The sequence below is a fragment of the Micromonospora sp. NPDC023814 genome (assembly GCF_040639595.1).
Taxonomy (GTDB): Bacteria; Actinomycetota; Actinomycetes; order Mycobacteriales; family Micromonosporaceae; genus Micromonospora.
In genome coordinates, this window is sequence record NZ_JBFAAF010000064.1 from 1 (window position 1) to 19,033 (window position 19,033).

Sequence of the window (19,033 nt, forward strand, 5' to 3'; positions counted from 1 at the left end):
CATCCCACACACCCGAAACATCCACCAACCCACCCCACCGCAACGGCAACTCCAAACCCACCACCCGACCCAAACCCCACACCGCCGCACCCGCGGTGAGGTCGCCCAGGGCCTCCGAGTCGTCCACGGCGACCGCGCCCGACGTGAGCCACCACAGGCGCGCGTCGACCGCCGCCACGTCCAGCGCCTGCGCCACCGCCAGAGCCTCGACCACGCCCGCACCGGCCAGCGACAGGAGCGAAACCATGCCGGCAACCGGTCCCCGGCTCTCCCGCGCCTCGGTCAACTGGCGCGCGATGCGGTCACGGTCCCACTCGTCCAGCACCACCGGGACCACCTCGGCGCCGCGCGCCGACAACCCGGCCAGCAGCGGGTGGTCCTCCTGGCCGGGGCGGATCAGCACCAACCACGTGCCGGTCAGGCCCTCACGCCCCGCCAGGGCGGCCGGCCGCCACTCGACCCGGTACCGCCAGGAGTCCACGACGGACTGCTGCCGGGCAGACCGCCGCCACTGCGCGAGCTTCGGCAGTACCTCGCTGAGCGGCTCGTCCGCGCGGACGCCCAGCTCGCCGCCGATCCGGTCGGGGTCGCCGGACTCCACCGCCGCCCAGAACCGCCCGTCGAGCGCGTCGACGTGGACGTCCCGACGGGTCGAGGTCGCCACCTCAGGCCAGTACCAGGTGTGGTCGAAGGCGTACGTGGGCAGGTCGACCACCCGCGGCCGGGCGCCGGTCTGGCCGTGGTACGCCGCCCAGTCGACCGGGACACCCGCGACCCAGAGCTGCCCGACGGCCGAGGTCAGCGCGTCGACCTCCGCCTGGTCCCGCCGCGACGTCGGGATCCGCCGCACGCCACCGTCGCCGACGACCTCCGCCACCATCGCCGTCAACGTCGCGTCCGGACCGACCTCCAGGAACGTGTCGACGCCCTGCTCCCGCAGCGCCGCCACACCGTCGGCGAACCGCACCGGCTGCCGTACGTGCCGTACCCAGTACTCCGGATCCACCAGCTCCAGCGGATCCGCCACCGCACCGGTCACATTCGACACCACGGGCACGCGCGGCACCCGCCAGTCCAACCCCGCTACGACCGCCCGGAACTCGTCGAGCATCGGGTCCATCAACCGCGAATGGAACGCGTGACTGACCGACAACTCCTTGACCCGCCAACCCCGCTCACGGCAGACCGCCACCACCGAGGCCACCTCGGCGGCGGCACCCGAGACGACCACCGACGCCGGACCATTCACCGCCGCAACGTCCACGGCCGCACCCGTAGCCTCGATCAGCTCGGTGACGAGGCCCTCCGACGCGCCGACCGCCGCCATCACCCCACCGGCCGGCAACGCCTGCATCAACCTGCCCCGCGCCGCCACCAGGGCACACGCGTCCGACAGCGACAACATCCCCGCCACATAGGCGGCCGTCACCTCACCGATCGAGTGACCCGCCAGGAAATCCGCCCGCACACCCCACGACGACAGCAACTCCCACAACGCCACCTCAACCGCGAACAACCCCGCCTGCGCGAACACCGTCTGATCCAACAGGCCGGCGTCGAGGCTGCCCGGCTCGGCGAAAACCACCTCACGCAGAGGGCGCGGCAGCAGGTCATCCAGTTGCCCACACACCTCGTCGAAGGACGCCGCGAACACCGGGAACACGTCGCACAACTCACGGCCCATACCGGCCCGCTGCGAACCCTGACCCGTGAACAACACCGCCCGACGACCCGCCGACACCACACCCGACACGGACGGCCGCCCCTCGGCCACAGCCGACAGACCCGCCACCAGGTCGTCCACGTCCGAGCCCCACACCACCGCACGGTGCTCCAACGCCGCCCGCGACGTAGCCAACGACCACGACACATCCGACACAGACAGGCCAGACCGATCCCGCACGAACGACGCCAACCGGGCAGCCTGACCCGCCAGGCCACGCTCCGACCGCGCCGACACCACCCACGGCACCGGCAACCCGACCAGCGCGACGGACGCCGAGACGAAATCCGCCCCCGCGACCGGATCCGCCGGCTGCACCGGCGTCGACACCGGCTCGGGCTCCGACACGGCGTCCGGCTGCTCGAGGATCACGTGCGCGTTGGTGCCGGAGATGCCGAACGACGACACCCCCGCCCGACGCGGACGCCCCACCGCCGGCCAATCCCGCGCCTGCGTCACCAACTCGACCGCACCCGACGACCAGTCCACATGCGACGACGGCGCATCCACGTGCAACGACGCCGGCACCACCCCGGCCCGCATCGCCAAGATCATCTTGATGATCCCCGCAACACCGGCAGCCGCCTGCGTGTGGCCGATGTTCGACTTCACCGAACCCAGCAGCAGCGGCTCGTCCCGGCCCTGCCCGTACGTGGCCAGCAGCGCCTGCGCCTCGATCGGGTCACCGAGCGTCGTACCGGTGCCGTGCGCCTCCACCACGTCCACGTCGGCCGTGGTCAACCCCGCCGACGCCAGGGCCTGCCGGATCACCCGCTGCTGCGACGGACCGTTCGGCGCCGTCAACCCGTTCGACGCACCGTCCTGGTTCACCGCCGTGCCGCGCACCACCGCCAGCACCCGCCGACCGTCCCGCCGCGCGTCCGACAACCGCTGCACGACCAGGACGCCCACGCCCTCGCCCCACGCGGTGCCGTCGGCCGATTCGGCGAACGCCTTGCAGCGGCCGTCCGCCGACAGCCCGCCCTGGCGGGAGAACTCGATGAAGGCTCCCGGAGTCGCCATCACCGTCACCCCGCCCGCGAGGGCCAGGTCGCACTCGCCCGACCGCAGCGCCTGCACAGCCAGGTGCAGCGCCACCAACGACGACGAACACGCCGTGTCCACCGTCACCGCCGGCCCCTCGAAACCGAACGAGTACGCCACCCGACCCGACAGCACGCTCGCCGAGGCGCCGGTCGCACCGAACCCCGCAAGGGACTCGCCGGCCTGACGCACGACGGTCTCGTAGTCCTGTCCGTTGGTGCCGGCGAACACCCCGACGCGGCTGCCGCGCAACGCGAGGGGTTCGATCCGGGCGTCCTCGAACGCCTCCCAGGTGACCTCCAGCAGCAGCCGCTGCTGCGGGTCCATGGCGAGGGCCTCGCGGGGCGAAATACCGAAGAACTCCGCGTCGAAGCCGCCCGCGTCGGCCAGGAAGGCCCCTCGGGTGACGTAGGAGTGATCGTCGCCCTCGGCGCCGGGGTCGGCCAGCGACTCCAGGTCCCAGTGCCGGTTCGTCGGGAAGTCCGACATCGCGTCGACGCCGGCCGTCAGCAGGCCCCAGAGCCCTTCCGGCGACTCGGCTCCGGCGGGGAAACGGCAGCCCATGCCGACGATGACGATCGGGTCGTCGCCCACGACGGGGCCGGTGGGCGCGGCGGCGACGGGGAGGGCCTGCCCGCCGAGCAGCTCGGCGTGGATGTGCCCGGCGAGGACGGTCGAGTTCGGGTAGTCGAACGCGAGCGTGCTCGGCAACGTGAGGCCGGTGGCCGCGTCGAGCCGGTTGCGCAGCTCGATCGCCGCCAGCGAGGTGAAGCCCAGGTCCTGGAACGCCCGATCCGGCGCCACCCGCTCGGCGGACTCGTGGCCCAGCACGGCGGCGACCTCGGCACGGACGAGCTCGCGGAGCGCGTGCAACTGCTCCGTGCCAGACATTCCGGACAGGCGAAGGCGCAGGTCGGCCGCCGGGGCGGGGGCGTCGGCGGCAGCCGCCGGGCCGGCGTCGGCCAGCAGGTCCCGAACCAACGGGGCGTGCCGCCGACCGCCGGCGGCGGCCACCCGGGCCCAGTCGATGTCGGCCACCACGACGTACGTCTCGTCGCGGTCCAGCGCCCGGGTGAGGGCCCGCACGGCCGTCTCCGGTGCCATCGCGCCGAACCCGGTGCGGCTCAGCCGCTGCTCGAACTCGCCGGCGCTCACCCCGCCGTCGGCCCACAGGCCCCAGGCTAGCGAGGTCCCCGGCAGCCCCTCCGCGCGACGCCGCTGCGCGAGAGCGTCGAGGAAGGCGTTGCCGGGGGCGTAGGTGGCCTGGCCGGCGGCGCCCAGAAGACCGGCGAGCGAGGAGAAGAGGACGAACGCGGAGAGGTCGCGGCCCCGGGTCAACTCGTCCAGGTTGCGCGCGGCGTCGACCTTCGCCCGCAGCGCAGTGGCGAGTTGGTCGACACTCACCGCGTCGACCACGTTGTCGTCGAGGGCGGCGGCGGTGTGCACGACCGCGGCCAGCGGAAGCTCGTCGGGGATCGAGTCGAGCAGCGCCGCGAGCGCGGCCCGGTCGGCGACGTCGCAGGACGCCACGGTGACCCGGCTGCCGAGCCCGGTGAGTTCGTCGGCGAGGGCGGCGGCGCCCGGCGCCTCGGCACCGCGCCGGCTGACCAGCAGGAGGTGTTCGGCGCCGTCGCCGGCCAATGCCCGGGCGACGTGACCGCCGAGGGCGCCGGTGCCGCCGGTGACCAGCACCGTGCCGCGCGGCGTCCGGGAACGGCGCGGGCCGGCGTCGCGGTCCGTCGCGCGAACCAGCCTGCGGACGTGGGCACCGGCCTGGCGCAGGGCGACCTCGTCCTCCCGGCCGGTGCTGCCGATCAGCGTACGGAGCCTGCGCACGACACCCTGGTCCGGCTGCTCGGGCAGGTCGACGAGCCCACCCCAGCGGTGCGGGTGCTCGGCCCGCAGCACGCTGCCGAAGCCCCACGTCATCGCCTGCACGGGGTCGACGTGCCGGTCGCGGGAGCCGACGGAGACGGCGCCGTGGGTGGCGATCCAGAGTCGGGCGGCGACCCCGGCGTCGCCGAGCGCCTGGGCGAGCGCGACCGTGCCGGCGAGACCGGCCGGAACGGAAGCAGCCCCGGCGTACGGCCGGTCGTCGAACGCGAGGAGGGAGAGCACGGGCAGCGGGTCGCCGTCGCGGCCGGCCGACGCCTCGACCAGGTCGTGGGCGATGCGCTTGCGGTCGCAGGCGGCGTGGACCTCGACGACCCGCGCCCCGTCGGCGCCGAGGGCGGCCACCCAGTCCCTCACGGCCGCACCCGCGTCGGCCGGTACGACGAGTAGGAATTCGGCAGCCTCGGCACGGGCGGGCTCGTCCGCGAGCGGCTGCCACGCCACCCGGTAGCGCCACGAGTCGAGGGTTGCCTCGGCGTCCCGGCGGCGCCGCCAGGTGGACAGCGCCGGCAGCACGTCCGCGAGCGGGGCGTCGGCGTCGACGGCCAGGCTCTCGGCGAGGCTCGCCACGTCCTCCGCCTCGATGGCCCGCCAGAAGTCCTCGTCGGCCGCGGTACGCCCGGCGACCGGGGGCCGGTAGGACCGCGTCGCCGCATTGATCCAGTAACGTCGATGGTCGAAGGCGTACGTGGGCAGGTCGACCACGCGCGGCCGAACGCCGGTCTGGCCGTGGTACGCCGCCCAGTCGACCGGGACACCCGCGACCCAGAGCTGCCCGACGGCCGAGGTCAGCGCGTCGACCTCCGCCTGGTCCCGCCGCGACGTCGGGATCCGCCGCACGCCACCGTCGCCGACGATCTCCGCCACCATCACCGTCAACGTCGCGTCCGGGCCGACTTCCAGGAACGTGTCGACCCCCTGCTCCCGCAGCGCCGCCAGACCGTCGGCGAACCGCACCGCCTGCCGTACGTGCCGCACCCAGTAGTCCGGGTTGGTGACCTCCCCGACCTCCGCGACCGCGCCGGTCACGTTCGACACGATCGGGATCCTCGGCGGCTGCCAGCCCAACCCCGCCACCACCGACGCGAACTCGCCCAACATCGGATCCATCAACCGCGAATGGAACGCGTGACTGACCGACAACTCCTTCGTCCGCCACCCCCGCTCACGAGAGGTCGCCACCACCGAGGCCACCTCGTCGGCGGCACCCGACACCACCACCGACGCCGGACCATTCACCGCCGCGACGTCCACCGCCACACCCGACGCCTCGATGACCTCCCGCACCGCAGCCTCGGACGCACCGACCGCCGCCATTACGCCACCGGCCGGCAACGCCTGCATCAGCCTGCCCCGCGCTGACACCAACACACACGCGTCCGACAGGGACAGCATCCCCGCCACGTACGCAGCCGTCACCTCACCGATCGAATGACCCGCCAGGAAATCCGCCCGCACACCCCACGAGGCGAGCAACTCCCACAACGCCACCTCGACCGCGAACAAACCCGCCTGCGCGAACACCGTCTGATCCAACAAGCCGGCATCGGGGGTACCCGCCTCGGCGAACACCACCTCACGCAGGGAACGCGGCAACAACGGATCGAGATGCGCACACACCTCGTCGAAAGCCGAGGCGAAGACCGGGAACGTCTGCGACAGTTCCCGGCCCATGCCGGCGCGCTGCGAACCTTGACCCGTGAACAACACCGCCCGACGACCCGCCGACACCACACCCGACACCGCCGGCCGGCCCTCCGCGACAGCCGACAGGCCCGCGACCAGCTCGTCGGCGTCCGAGCCCCACACCACCGCCCGGTACTCCAACGCCGCCCGCGACGTCGCCAACGACCACGCCACGTCCGACACCGCGACGTCCGTGCGGGACCGCGCGAACGCCGCCAACCGCGCCGCCTGACCCGACAGACCACGCTCCGACCGCGCCGACACCACCCACGGCACCGGCACCCCGACCGGCGCGACGGGCGCCGGAGCAGACTCCGGCTCCCCCTGCTCGATGATCACGTGCGCGTTCGTGCCGGAGATGCCGAACGACGACACCCCCGCCCGACGCGGACGCCCCACCACGGGCCACTCCCGCGCCCGCGTCACCAACTCGACCGCACCCGACGACCAGTCCACATGCGACGACGGCTCGCCCACGTGCAACGACGCCGGCACCACCCCGGCCCGCATCGCCAAGATCACCTTGATCACGCCGGCCACCCCGGCAGCCGCCTGCGTGTGACCGATGTTCGACTTCACCGATCCCAGCAGCAATGCGTCGTGATCGTCCCGGTCCTGCCCGTACGTGGCGAGCAGCGCCTGTGCCTCGATCGGGTCGCCGAGCGTCGTGCCCGTGCCGTGCGCCTCGACGACGTCGACGTCCCCGACGCCCAGCCGGGCGTTCGCGAGGGCCTGGCGGATCACCCGCTGCTGCGACGGACCGTTCGGCGCCGTCAACCCGTTCGACGCGCCGTCCTGGTTCACCGCGCTGCCGCGCACCACCGCCAGGACCCGCCGACCGTCCCGCCGCGCGTCCGACAACCGCTGCACCAGCAGCACGCCCACGCCCTCGGACCAGCCGGTGCCGTCCGCAGCCTCCGAGAACGACTTGCACCGGCCGTCTGGGGACATGCCCCGCTGGCGGGAGAAGTCGATGAACGTCTCGGGGGTCGCCATGACGGTGACGCCGCCCGCGAGGGCCAGGTCGCACTCGCCCGACCGCAGCGCCTGCACGGCCAGGTGCAGCGCCACCAACGACGACGAACACGCCGTGTCCACCGTCACCGCCGGCCCCTCGAAACCGAACGAGTACGCCACCCGACCCGACAGCACGCTGCTCGCCGTGCCGACGCCGAGGTAGCCGTCGAGGGTCTCCGGCACGTCGGCCAGCCCGGCGGCGTGGTTGTGGTACATCATGCCGGCGAACACGCCGACCGGGCGGCCCCGGAGTGCGAGCGGGTCGATCCGGGCGTCCTCGATCGCCTCCCACGAGGTCTCCAGCAGCAGCCGCTGCTGCGGGTCCATGGCGAGGGCCTCGTGCGGCGAGATCTTGAACAGGTCGGCGTCGAAGTCACCGGCGTCGGCCAGGAAGCCGCCCTCGCGGGCGTAGCTGGTGCCCCGGCGCGTGCCGGACGGGTCGTACAACTCCTCGAGGTCCCACCCGCGGTCGGCGGGGAAGTCCGTGATGCCGTCGCCGCCGGCGACGAGGAGGTCCCACAGCTGCTCCGGGGAGCGTACGCCGCCGGGGTAGCGGCAGCTCATTCCGACGATCGCGATCGGTTCGTCGAGCGCCGCGGCGCTGGCGGCCGGCGCCGGCAGCGGGCCGGCGTCCGTGCCGGTCTCGGCGTCCAGGTGGTCGGCCAGGGCGAGCGGCGTCGGGTGGTCGAACACCAGGGTCGCCGGCAGCCGCAGGCCGGTGACCGCACCCAGCCGGTTACGCAGCTCGACGGCGGTCAGCGAGTCGAAGCCCAGGTCGGTGAACGGACGCGCGGCCTCGACGGCGGCGGCGTCGGCGTACCCCAGAACCGCCGCGACCTGGTCGAGGACGAGCCGCAGCAGGGCCGCGGCGCGCTCCTCGCGGTCGAGCCCGGCCAGCTGCTCGGTGAGGGCGGCGGTCCCGGCCGGGCCGGTCCGTGCGGCGCGGCGGCGGGGCGCCCGGACCAGCCCGCGCAGCACGGGCGGCAGGGTGCCCGCCTCGGCCTGGGCGCGCAACGCCGGGCCGTCCAGCGTCATCGGCACCGCCACCGACCGGCCGGTCAGCAGGGCGGCGTCGAGGAGGGCGAGGCCGTCCGCCTGCGGGAGGGGCCGGACACCCGCGCGGGCCAGCCGGTCGGTGTCGGCCCGGTCGAGGGCGGCGGTCATGCCGCCGCCCGATTCGGCCCACGGCCCCCAGGCCAGGGAGAGCGCCGGACGGCCCGCGGCCCGCCGTCGGTGGGCGAGCGCGTCGAGGAAGGCGTTGGCGGCGGCGTAGTTGGCCTGGCCGGGGCTGCCCGCCACGCCCGCCGCCGAGGAGTACGTGACGAAGAGGCCGAGGTCCAGGCCGGCGGTCAGCTCGTGCAGGTGCGCGGCGGCGTCCACCTTGGGCCGCAGCACCTCGGCGAGGGATTCGGCGGTGAGCGAGGTCAGCGTGCGGTCGGCGAGCACGCCGGCGGTGTGCACCACGCCGGTCAGCGGGTGGGCGGGATCGATCCGGTCCAGCAGCGCGGCCAGGGCGTCCCGGTCGGCGGCGTCGCACGCCTCGACGGTCGCGGTCGCGCCCAGGTCGGCCAACTCGGCGAGCAGGTCGGCGACGCCGGCCGCGTCGGCCCCGCGTCGGCTGGTCAGCACCAGGTGGCGGACCCCGTGCCGGGTGACCAGGTGGCGGGCGGTCAGTGCGCCCAGGGCGCCGGTGCCGCCGGTGACCAGCACCGTGCCTTCCGGGTCCAGCGACGGGGCCGGGGCGTCGGATTCGGTGGCGGCGACGAGCCGGGGCACCCGGACCACGCCGTCGCGCACCGCCGCCTGCGGCTCGTCGACGGACAGCAGGCCGGCGAGGGCGGCGGCGGAGCGGTCCGTCTCGTCGACGTCGACGAGCAGGAACCGGCCGGGGTGCTCGGCCTGCGCGGAGCGGAGCAGACCCCAGACGGCCGCGCCGGCCAGGTCTGCCACCTCGGCATCGTCGTCCACGGCGACGGCGCCGCGGGTGAGCACCACCAGCCGGGATCCGCCGGTGTGCCGCTCGGCGGCGAGCCAGCCCTGGAGCACGCCGAGGACCTCGGCGAGCAGGCCGTGGACCGGTCCGGGGCCGGTCGCGGCGGCACCGGCCACCGGGAACAGGACGACGTCGGGCACCCCGGCGTCGACCAGCGCGTCGAGGTCGGCGTGCCGGGCGGCGGCCACGCCGGACGGCAGCGGCGCGGGGCGGTCGCCGAGCACGGCCCAGGTCGTGTCGGCGGGCGCGCCGGACCTGCCGGCGTGGCGGGGCCAGTCGAGGCGGAACAGCGAACGACGCCAGGAGGACCCGCCGGACGCCAGCTCCCCGGCCGGCAGGGGCCGCAGCACCAGGGACCCGATCCGGGCGACGGGCTCGCCGGCGGCGTCCGCGACGAGCATGGTCACCGTGTCCGGGCCGGTGGGGGTGAGCCGTACCCGCAGCGTGTCGGCGCCGTGGGCGGACAGCGTGACGGCCGACCAGGAGAACGGCATCCGGGCCTGGCCGGGGTCGACGATGCCCAGCCCGACGGCCTGCACGGCGGCGTCGAGCAGCGCCGGGTGCAGCCCGTACCCGCCGGCCTCGCCGGCCGCCGGCTCGGACAGCACGGCCTCGGCGTAGACGTCGGCGCCGAGCCGCCAGGCGGCGCGCAGCCCGGAGAAGGTCGGGCCGTACGCGAATCCGGCCTCCGCCGCCCGCCCGGTCAGCTCGGACACGTCGAGGGCGGTGGCGCCGGCCGGCGGCCAGGCCGTCAGCGGGGTCCGGTCCTCCCCCGGTTCCGGGGTGAGCAGGCCGGTGGCGTGCCGGACCCACAGGTCGTCGGTGCCGGACCGGCGGGCGTGGACCGTGAGCTGCCACGTGTCGGCGCCGCCCCGTTCGGCGGCGACCTGCACGTCGACGCCGCCGGTCTCCGGCAGCACCAGCGGCGCCTCCAGGGTCAGCTCGGCGAGCCGGTCCGCGCCGACCTCCGCACCGGCCCGCAACGCCAACTCCACGAACCCGGTGCCGGGGAGGAGCACCACGCCGCGGACGGCGTGGTCGGCCAGCCAGGGCTGGCTCTCCACCGACAGCCGGCCGGTGAGCGTCACCTCGTCGCCGTCGGCGGAGCGGAACACCGCGCCGAGCAGCGGGTGCCCGGTCGGGGTCAGCCCGGCGGCGGTCACGTCGGCGGCCTGTGGCAGGGGCAGCAGCCAGTAGCGCTGGCGCTGGAACGCGTACGTCGGCAGGTCGACCGGCGCGGGCGGGCCGTCGAACAGGGCGGCCCAGTCCACCGGCACGCCCCGGGCCCAGACGGTGGCGGCAGCGGCCAGCGCGGTGGCCGCCTCGTCGGAGTCGGCGCGCAGCACCGGGGCGCAGACCGCCTGGTCCCCGACAATCTCCTGGGTCAGGGCGGAGAGGACCCCGCCGGGGCCCACCTCGACGTACGCGCCCACGCCCAGCTCGCGCAGGGCGGTCACGGCCGCGTCGAAGCGGACCGTCTCCCGGACGTTGCGCAGCCAGTACGCCGGCGAGCGCACCTCGTCGGGGGTGAGCACGGCGCCGGTCACGGTGGAGACGACGGGAATCCGGGGGGCGGCGAAGGTCAACTGCCCGAGCACGTCGGCGAACGCGTCGAGCATCGGGTCCATTCGGGCGGAGTGGAACGCGTGGCTGACCCGCAGCCGCTTGGTCTGCCGGCCGAGGGCCGCGAAGTGTTCGGCAACCGCCAGCACCGCGTCCTCGTCGCCGGAGACGACGACGGACTCCGGGCCGTTGACGGCGGCCAGCCCCGCGCCGGCCGCCTCGACGGTGGTGTCCAGGTGCTGGCGCACCTCGGCCTCGGTGGCGCGGACCGACACCATCGCGCCGCCGGTGGGCAGCGCCTGCATCAGGGTGCCCCGGGCGGCGACCAGACGGGCGGCGTCCGGCAGCGACAGCACGCCGGCGACGTGCGCGGCGGCCACCTCGCCGACCGAGTGCCCGGCCACGAAGTCGGGCACGACGCCCCAGGACTCGACGAGCCGGTAGGCGGCCACCTCGACGGCGAACAGCGCCGCCTGGGCGTAACCGGTGCGGTCGAGCACGTCGGCGGGACCGTCGAGCACCTCGTTCAGGGGCCGGTCGAGGTGCCGGTCCAGTTCCGCGCAGGCGGCGTCGAAGGCCGCGGCGAAGACCGGGAAGGCGGCGGACAGCTGACGGCCCATGCCGACCCGCTGGGCGCCCTGCCCGGTGCAGAGCACCGCGACGCGGGTGGGGCTGGCGACGCCCCGCCGCACGGACGCGGCCGGGACGCCGTCGGCCAGCGCGGCGAGCCCGGCGACCAGCTCGTCCCGGTCGGCCCCGAGCACCACGGCCCGGTGTTCCAGGGCGGACCGTCCGACGGCCAGGGCCCGGCCCACCGTGGCCGGCGCGGCGTCGGGGTGGTCGGCGAGCCAGGTGCGCAGCCGGTCGGCCTGGGCGGTGAGCGCGGCGGCGCTGCGGGCGGAGACGACCCACGGCAGCGGGTCGGGCCCGGCGACGGCGTCGGTGTCGGCGGCCGGCTGCGGCGCGGGCGGGGCGGCCTCGACGATGACGTGGGCGTTGGTGCCGCTGACGCCGAAGGAGGAGATGCCGGCCCGCATCGGACGGGACCCGCGCGGCCACGGGCGCGGCTCGCGGAGCAGGCTCACCGCGCCGGCCGACCAGTCGACGTGCGGGGACGGCTCGTCGACGTGCAGGGTCCTCGGCAGCACCCCGTGCCGCATCGCCATGACCATCTTGATCACGCCGGCGACGCCGGCCGCGGCCTGGGTGTGCCCGAGGTTGGACTTGATCGAGCCGAGCCACAGCGGCTGGTCGTCGGCCCGGTCCCGGCCGTAGGTGGCGAGCAGCGCCTGCGCCTCGATGGGGTCGCCGAGGCGGGTGCCGGTGCCGTGGGCCTCCACCGCGTCCACGTCGGCCGGGGAGAGCCGCGCGTTGGCCAGGGCCTGGCGGATCACCCGCTGCTGGGACGGGCCGTGGGGCGCGGTGAGGCCGTTCGAGGCGCCGTCCTGGTTGACCGCGGTGCCGCGCACCACGGCGAGCACCGGGTGCCCGTTGCGCTGGGCGTCGGAGAGCCGTTCCAGCAGCAGCAGCCCGGCGCCCTCGCTCCAGCCGGTGCCGTCGGCGGCGGCGGCGAAGGACTTGCACCGCCCGTCCGGGGACAGGCCGCGCTGGCGGCTGAAGCCGATGAACGTGTCGGGGCTGGACATGACGGTGACGCCGCCGGCCAGCGCGAGCGTGCACTCGCCGGAGCGCAGCGCCTGCACGGCGAGGTGCAGCGCCACCAGGGAGGACGAGCAGGCGGTGTCGACGGTCACCGCCGGGCCTTCGAACCCGAACGTGTAGGCGATCCGGCCGGAGACGACGCTGCCGTGGTTGCCGGTGCCGACGAAGGCCTCGACCTCCTCCGGCACGCCGTTCAGACGGGAGACATAGTCGTGGTACATGACGCCGGTGAAGACGCCGGTGCGGCTGCCCTTGAGCGAGTCGGCGGCGATGCCGGCCCGTTCGACCGCCTCCCAGGCGACCTCCAGCAGCAGGCGCTGCTGCGGGTCCATCGCCAGGGCCTCGCGGGGCGAGATGCCGAAGAAGCCGCCGTCGAACTCGCCGGCGTCGTGCAGGAAGCCACCCTCCCGGGTGTACGACTTGCCGTGCGCGTCCGGGTCGGGGTCGTAGAGGTTCGCCACGTCCCAGCCCCGGTCGGCCGGGAACTCCGTGACGGCGTCGGTGCCGGACTCGACCAGCCGCCACAGCGCCTCGGGGGTCTGCACCCCGCCCGGGTAGCGGCAGCTCATCCCCACGATCGCGATGGGCTCGTGGTTCTGCTCGTCGACGGCCCTCAGGCGTTCGCTGGTCTCGTGCAGGTCAGCGGTGACGCGCTTGAGGTACTCGCGGAGCTTGGCTTCGTTCGCCATCGGGGTGATCACCTGTCGCTAAGGGGCAAGCGGCGGACTCGTGGTCAGGATCGGCCGAACTTCTGGTCGATGAAGTCGAACAGCTCGTCGTCCGAGGCATCGTCGATGGCCTGGCTGACGTCGGCGGGCCGGTCGGTGGCGTCGCTCCACCGGGTGACCAGCGCCCGGAGGCGAACCGCGACGGCGGTCCGCGTCTCGTCGTCGCCGGCCAGTCGTTCCAGCTCGTCCGGCCCGGTCGCGGCGAACGCGGCCTCCAGCCGGTCCAGCTCGGTCAGCAGGCTCGACGCGGGCGCGGGCGGCGCGGCGTCGGCCAGCAGGAAGTCGGCGAGCGCGGCGGGCGTGGGGCAGTCGAAGATCAGGCTCGCCGGCAGCCGGATCCCGGTGACGGCGGTCAGCCGGTTGCGCAGCTCCACCGCGGTCAGCGAGTCGAAGCCGAGGCCGGTGAACGTCTGGCCGGACGGGATGACGGTGGCCGGCGGGTAGCCGAGCACCTCGATGACCTGCGCCTTGACCAGTTCCTCCACCAGCCGGCCACGCTCGGCCTCGGGCGTGCCGGCGAGGCGTTGCACGAAGGACGGCCCGCCGTCGCCGCCGCCGTCGACGACGCGCCGCCGGGCCCGGACCAGACCGCGCAGCGGCGCTGGGAGCTGGCCGGTGTCGGACTGGCGGCGCAGCGCGGCGAGGTCGAGCAGCGCGGGCACCAGGTGGGGACGGCCGCCGCGCAGGGCGGCGTCGAACAGGTGCAGCCCCTGCTCGGTGTCGAGCGGGCTGAGGCCGTTGCGGCTCATCCGTTGCCGCTGGGCGGCGTCGAGGGCGCCGGTCATCCCGCTGTCCGCGGCCCAGAGGCCCCAGGCCAGGGCGTTGGCGGCGAGGCCCGCGGCGCGCCGGTGGTGGGCGAGGCCGTCCAGGAACGCGTTCGCGGCGGCGTAGTTGCCCTGCCCGGGGCCGCCGAGAACGCCGGCGACCGACGAGAAGAGGACGAACATCGGCAGGTTCCGCCCCCGGGTCAGCTCGTGCAGGTGCCAGGCGGCGTCGGCCTTCGCGGCCAGCACGGCGGACACCCGATCCGGGGTCAGCGCCGACACCACCGCGTCGTCGAGGACGCCGGCGGCGTGGACCACCCCGGTGAGCGGATGCTCGGCGGGGATGTCGGCCAGCAGGGCGGCAACGGTGTCCCGGTCGGCCACGTCGCCGGCCACCAGCCGGGCCTGCGCGCCCAGGGCGGCCAGCCCGGCCAGCAGCTCGGCCGCGCCAGGGGCGTCCGGCCCCCGGCGGCTGACCAGCAGCAGGTGGCGCACCTTGTGTGCGGCGACCAGGTGTCGCGCCAGCAGGCCGCCGAGGGCGCCGGTGGCACCGGTGATCAGGACCGTCCCGTCGGGGTCGGGTTCGGCGCCCAGCGCCGGGTCGAGGACGGCGGGCGTGAGCCGGGGTGCCAGCACCCGGTCGCCCCGGACCGCGAGCTGGGGTTCGCCGGTGGCGACCGCGCGGGCCACCAGCTCGACCGCGCCGGGCTCGGTTGGCTGCGCCTCGTCGAGGTCGACGAGCACGAAGCGATCGGGGTGCTCCGCCTGGGCCGAGCGCAGCAGGCCCCAGACCGCGGCGCCGGGCAGGTCTGTCGCCCGACCGGTGTCGCCGGCGGGGACGGCTCCCCGGGTCAGCACGACCAGTCGCCGCTCCGCCAGCCGGTCGTCGGCGAGCCAGCCCTGCACGGTGCTCAGCACGGCGGCGAGCCGGGTCCGGGTAGCGGCGGGGACGGGGTCGCGCTCGTCGTCGGCGTACGCCGGAAGCAGCACCAGGTCCGGGTCGAGCCGGCCGGAGTCGACCGCCTCGGCCAGCTCGGCGAGGCCGACCGTGGTGAGGCCGGCCGGGCCGGACGGACCGTCGCCGAGGAGCACCGCGCGGGCGGCCGCCGGGCCGCCGAGCGGCACCGCCTGCCAGGCGACGTCGAACAGCGAGTCGACGCCGGCACCGGCGCCGCTTACCTGGTCGGCGGTCACCGGGCGGGAGACCAGGGAGCCGATCCGGGCGACGAAAGCGCCGGCCGGGTCGGTCAGGGTCAGGGTGACCCCGCCGCCGCTGCGCCGGGCGCGCACCCGCAGCGCGGTCGCGCCGACCGCCGCGAGGGTGACGCCGGTCCAGGCGAAGGGCAGGCGTACGCCGGACGCCTCCCTGTCCTCGTCGAGCAGGCCGACGACGTGCAGCGCCGCGTCGAGCAGGGCGGGGTGGATGCCGAAGCCGGTGACCTCGGTGCCGTCGGGCACCGCCACCTCGGCGCACACCTCGTCGTCGGTACGCCACGCCGCGCGCAGGCCGCGGAAGAGCGGGCCGTACTCGACGCCGAGGCGGGACAGCTCGGTGTAGATGGCGTCGACCGCGACGCCGACCGCGGCCGTGGGCGGCCAGGGCGACGGATCGGACGCGGCGGGCTGTGGCGCGGCGGGTGCGAGGACGCCCGTCGCGTGGCGGTCCCACTCCCCGTCGGGGTCGGCCGCGGGTCGGGAGTGGATGGTGACCGGCCGGCGTCCCTCGTCGTCCGCCGTCCCCAGCTTCACCTGCACCGCCCGGGCGCCCTGCTCGGCGAGCGCCAGCGGCGCCTCCAGGGTCAGCTCGTCCAACGCGTCGCAGCCGACCTGCGCGCCCGCGTGCAGGACCATCTCGACCAGGGCTGCGCCCGGCACCACCACCGAGTCCCAGACGACGTGTTCGGCGAGCCACGGGTGGGTCCGCGCGGACAGCTCGGCGCCGAAGACCCGTACGTCGTCGTCGGCCACGCGGACGGCGGCGTCGAGCAGCGCGTGGTCGACGGCGCGGACGCCGAGGCCGGGCGCCCCCACGTCGCTGGTGGTGGTGGCGTTGAGCCAGTAGCGCTGGTGGTCGAAGGCGTACGTGGGCAGGTCGACCGCGCGGGGCCGGGCCCCGGTGCCGGCGAGGTACCCGGCCCAGTCGACGTGGCCGCCGGTGACGTACCGCTCGGCCAGGGCGGCGCGCAGCGTGCCGGCCTCGGAGTGGCCGGCGCGCAGCGTGGGGGTGAACCGGACGTCGTCGGTCGCCTCGACGCAGTCCTGCGCCATCGCGGTCAGTACGGCGTCGGGGCCCACCTCCAGGAACTGTGTCACGTCCTGCTGGTGAAGGGTCCGCACCGCGTCGGCGAACCGCACCGGCTGCCGTACGTGCCGCACCCAGTAACCCGGGTCGGTGATCTCCGCCGGGTCCGCTACGGCCCCGGTCACGTTCGACACGATCGGGATCCGGGGCGGCTGCCAGTTCAGCCCCGCCACGACAGACGCGAACTCGTCCAGCATCGGATCCATCAGGCGTGAGTGGAACGCGTGACTGACCGCCAACTCCTTCGTCCGCCAACCCCGCCCACGAGAGGTCGCCACCACCGAGGCCACCTCGTCGGCGGCCCCCGAGACGACCACCGACGCCGGACCGTTCACCGCCGCGACGTCCACCGCCGCACCCGTGAGCTCGATCAGCTCGGCGACAAGCTCCTCCGACGCGCCGACCGCGGCCATCACGCCCCCGGCCGGCAGCGCCTGCATCAACCTGCCCCGCGCCGCCACCAACACACACGCATCCGACAACGACAACATCCCCGCCACATACGCGGCCGTCACCTCACCGATCGAATGACCCGCCAGGAAATCCGCCCGCACACCCCACGACGCAAGCAACTCCCACAACGCCACCTCGACCGCAAACAAACCCGCCTGCGCAAACACCGTCTGATCCAACAGACCGGCGTCAGGGGTACCCGCCTCCGCGAACACCACCTCACGCAGCGGACGCGGCAGATGCGGATCGATCTCTCCGCACACCGCGTCGAAGGCCGACGCGAAGACCGGAAACGCCTCGTACAGCTCACGGCCCATGCCGGCGCGCTGCGAGCCCTGGCCGGTGAACAGCACCGCCCGACGACCCGCCGACACCACACCCGACACCGCCGGCCGGCCCTCCGCAACAGCCGACAGGCCCGCGACCAGCTCGTCGGCGTCCGAGCCCCACACCACCGCCCGGTGCTCCAACGCCGCCCGCGACGTCGCCAACGACCAGGAGACGTCCGCCACCGACAGACCCGAACGATCGCGCGCGAACGACGCCAACCGCGCCGCCTGACCCGACAGACCCCGCTCCGAGCGCGCCGACACCACCCACGGCACCGGCAACCCCGCGAGCACGTGCCCGGCATCTGCCGGGACGGGCCCCGGCTCCGCTGCGACCTCGGGATCGGCGTCGGGCTCCGGCTGTTCGAGGATCACGTGCGCGTTCGTGCCGGAGATGCCGAACGAGGACACGCCCGCGCGCCGTGGACGTTCCACATTGGGCCACGCCCGGGACTCGGTCACCAGCTCGACCGCACCCGACGCCCAGTCCACGTGGGACGACGGCGCGTCGACGTGCAGGGTCGCCGGGACCACGCCCGCCCGCATCGCGGAGATCATCTTGATCACTCCCGCGACTCCGGCGGCGGCCTGGGTGTGGCCGATGTTCGACTTCACCGATCCGAGCAGCAGCGGCTCGTCCCGGCCCTGCCCGTACGTCGCCAACAGGGCCTGCGCCTCGATCGGGTCGCCCAACGTGGTGCCCGTGCCGTGCGCCTCGACCACGTCCACGTCACCGGGCGACAACCCCGCCGAGGCGAGGGCCTGCCGGATCACCCGCTGCTGCGACGGGCCGTTCGGCGCGGTCAGGCCGTTCGACGCGCCGTCCTGGTTGACCGCCGTGCCCCGCACCACGGCCAGGATGCGGCGGCCGTCCCGCCGCGCGTCCGACAACCGCTGCACCAGCAGCACGCCCACGCCCTCGGCGAGCGCCGTGCCGTCCGCCGCGTCGGCGAACGCCCGGCACCGGGCCACCGGCGAGAGGTTGCCCTGGCGGGTGAAGTCGACGAACACCGCCGGGGTGGGCATCACCGTCACCCCGCCCGCGAGGGCCAGGTCGCACTCGCCCGACCGCAGCGCCTGCACAGCCAGGTGCAGCGCCACCAACGACGACGAACACGCCGTGTCCACCGTCACCGCCGGCCCCTCGAAACCGAACGAGTACGCCACCCGACCGGAGGCGATACTGCCCGCGTTCCCGAGGCCCAGGTAGTCCTCCACCCCCGCCGGCGGGGTCTCCGGCGGGTGGGCGTACCCGTTGTGGGTCATGCCGGCGAAGACGCCGACGCGGGCGCCCTTCAGGCTGGTGGGGTCGATGCCCGCGGACTCAACCGCCTCCCAGGACGTCTCCAGCAGCAGCCGCTGCTGCGGGTCCATGGCGAGGGCCTCACGGGGCGAGACGCCGAACAACCGGGGGTCGAAGTCGGCGGCGTCGGGCAGGAAGCCGCCCTCCCGCACGGAGGAGGTGCCCGGCCGGGACCGCCCGGGGTCGTAGAGCGTGTCCAGGTCCCAGCCACGGTCGGTGGGGAAGGAGGAGATGGCGTCCCCGCCGGCCGCGACGAGGTCCCACAGCTCCTCGGCCGTCCGCACCCCGCCGGGGAAGCGGCAGCCGACGCCGACGATCGCGATCGGCCGCTGCGCGTCGGCCTCGACGTCGCGGAGCCGTTGCCGGGTCCGCCGCAGGTCGGCGGTGACTCTCTTCAGGTACTCCCGGAGCTTGTCTTCGGTGTCCATCAACCCAGCCCATCGCGATGCACGGCGGAGACTCGACGTAAGCGACGGTACGAATGCGCAGAAGTCTCAGGCGACACCTGTATCTGTCGTTCGGCTCGCTCGGCCGAGAGCCACGAGGATCCCCATCTGCGGGGAGAAGTTATTG

Annotated in this window: 2 protein-coding genes; both read right to left on the minus strand. The window is 75.0% G+C overall.

Annotated elements, in window-relative coordinates; genetic code table 11:
* Positions 1-13,270: type I polyketide synthase (locus tag AB0G14_RS27115; RefSeq protein ID WP_357702061.1), on the minus strand; the 13,270-nt coding region annotated here is incomplete at its 3' end.
* A 44-nt stretch (positions 13,271-13,314) separates the two neighbouring features.
* Complete coding sequence (locus tag AB0G14_RS27120) at positions 13,315-18,888, minus strand: type I polyketide synthase (RefSeq protein ID WP_357702063.1); 5,574 nt, start codon at positions 18,886-18,888, stop codon at positions 13,315-13,317.
* Positions 18,889-19,033: the final 145 nt, after the last annotated feature.

What these genes read in the sequence shown, in the direction of transcription:
- AB0G14_RS27120 (WP_357702063.1), bottom strand. Translation starts at nt 18,888, where the DNA reads ATGGACACCGAAGACAAGCTCCGGGAGTACCTGAAGAGAGTCACCGCC.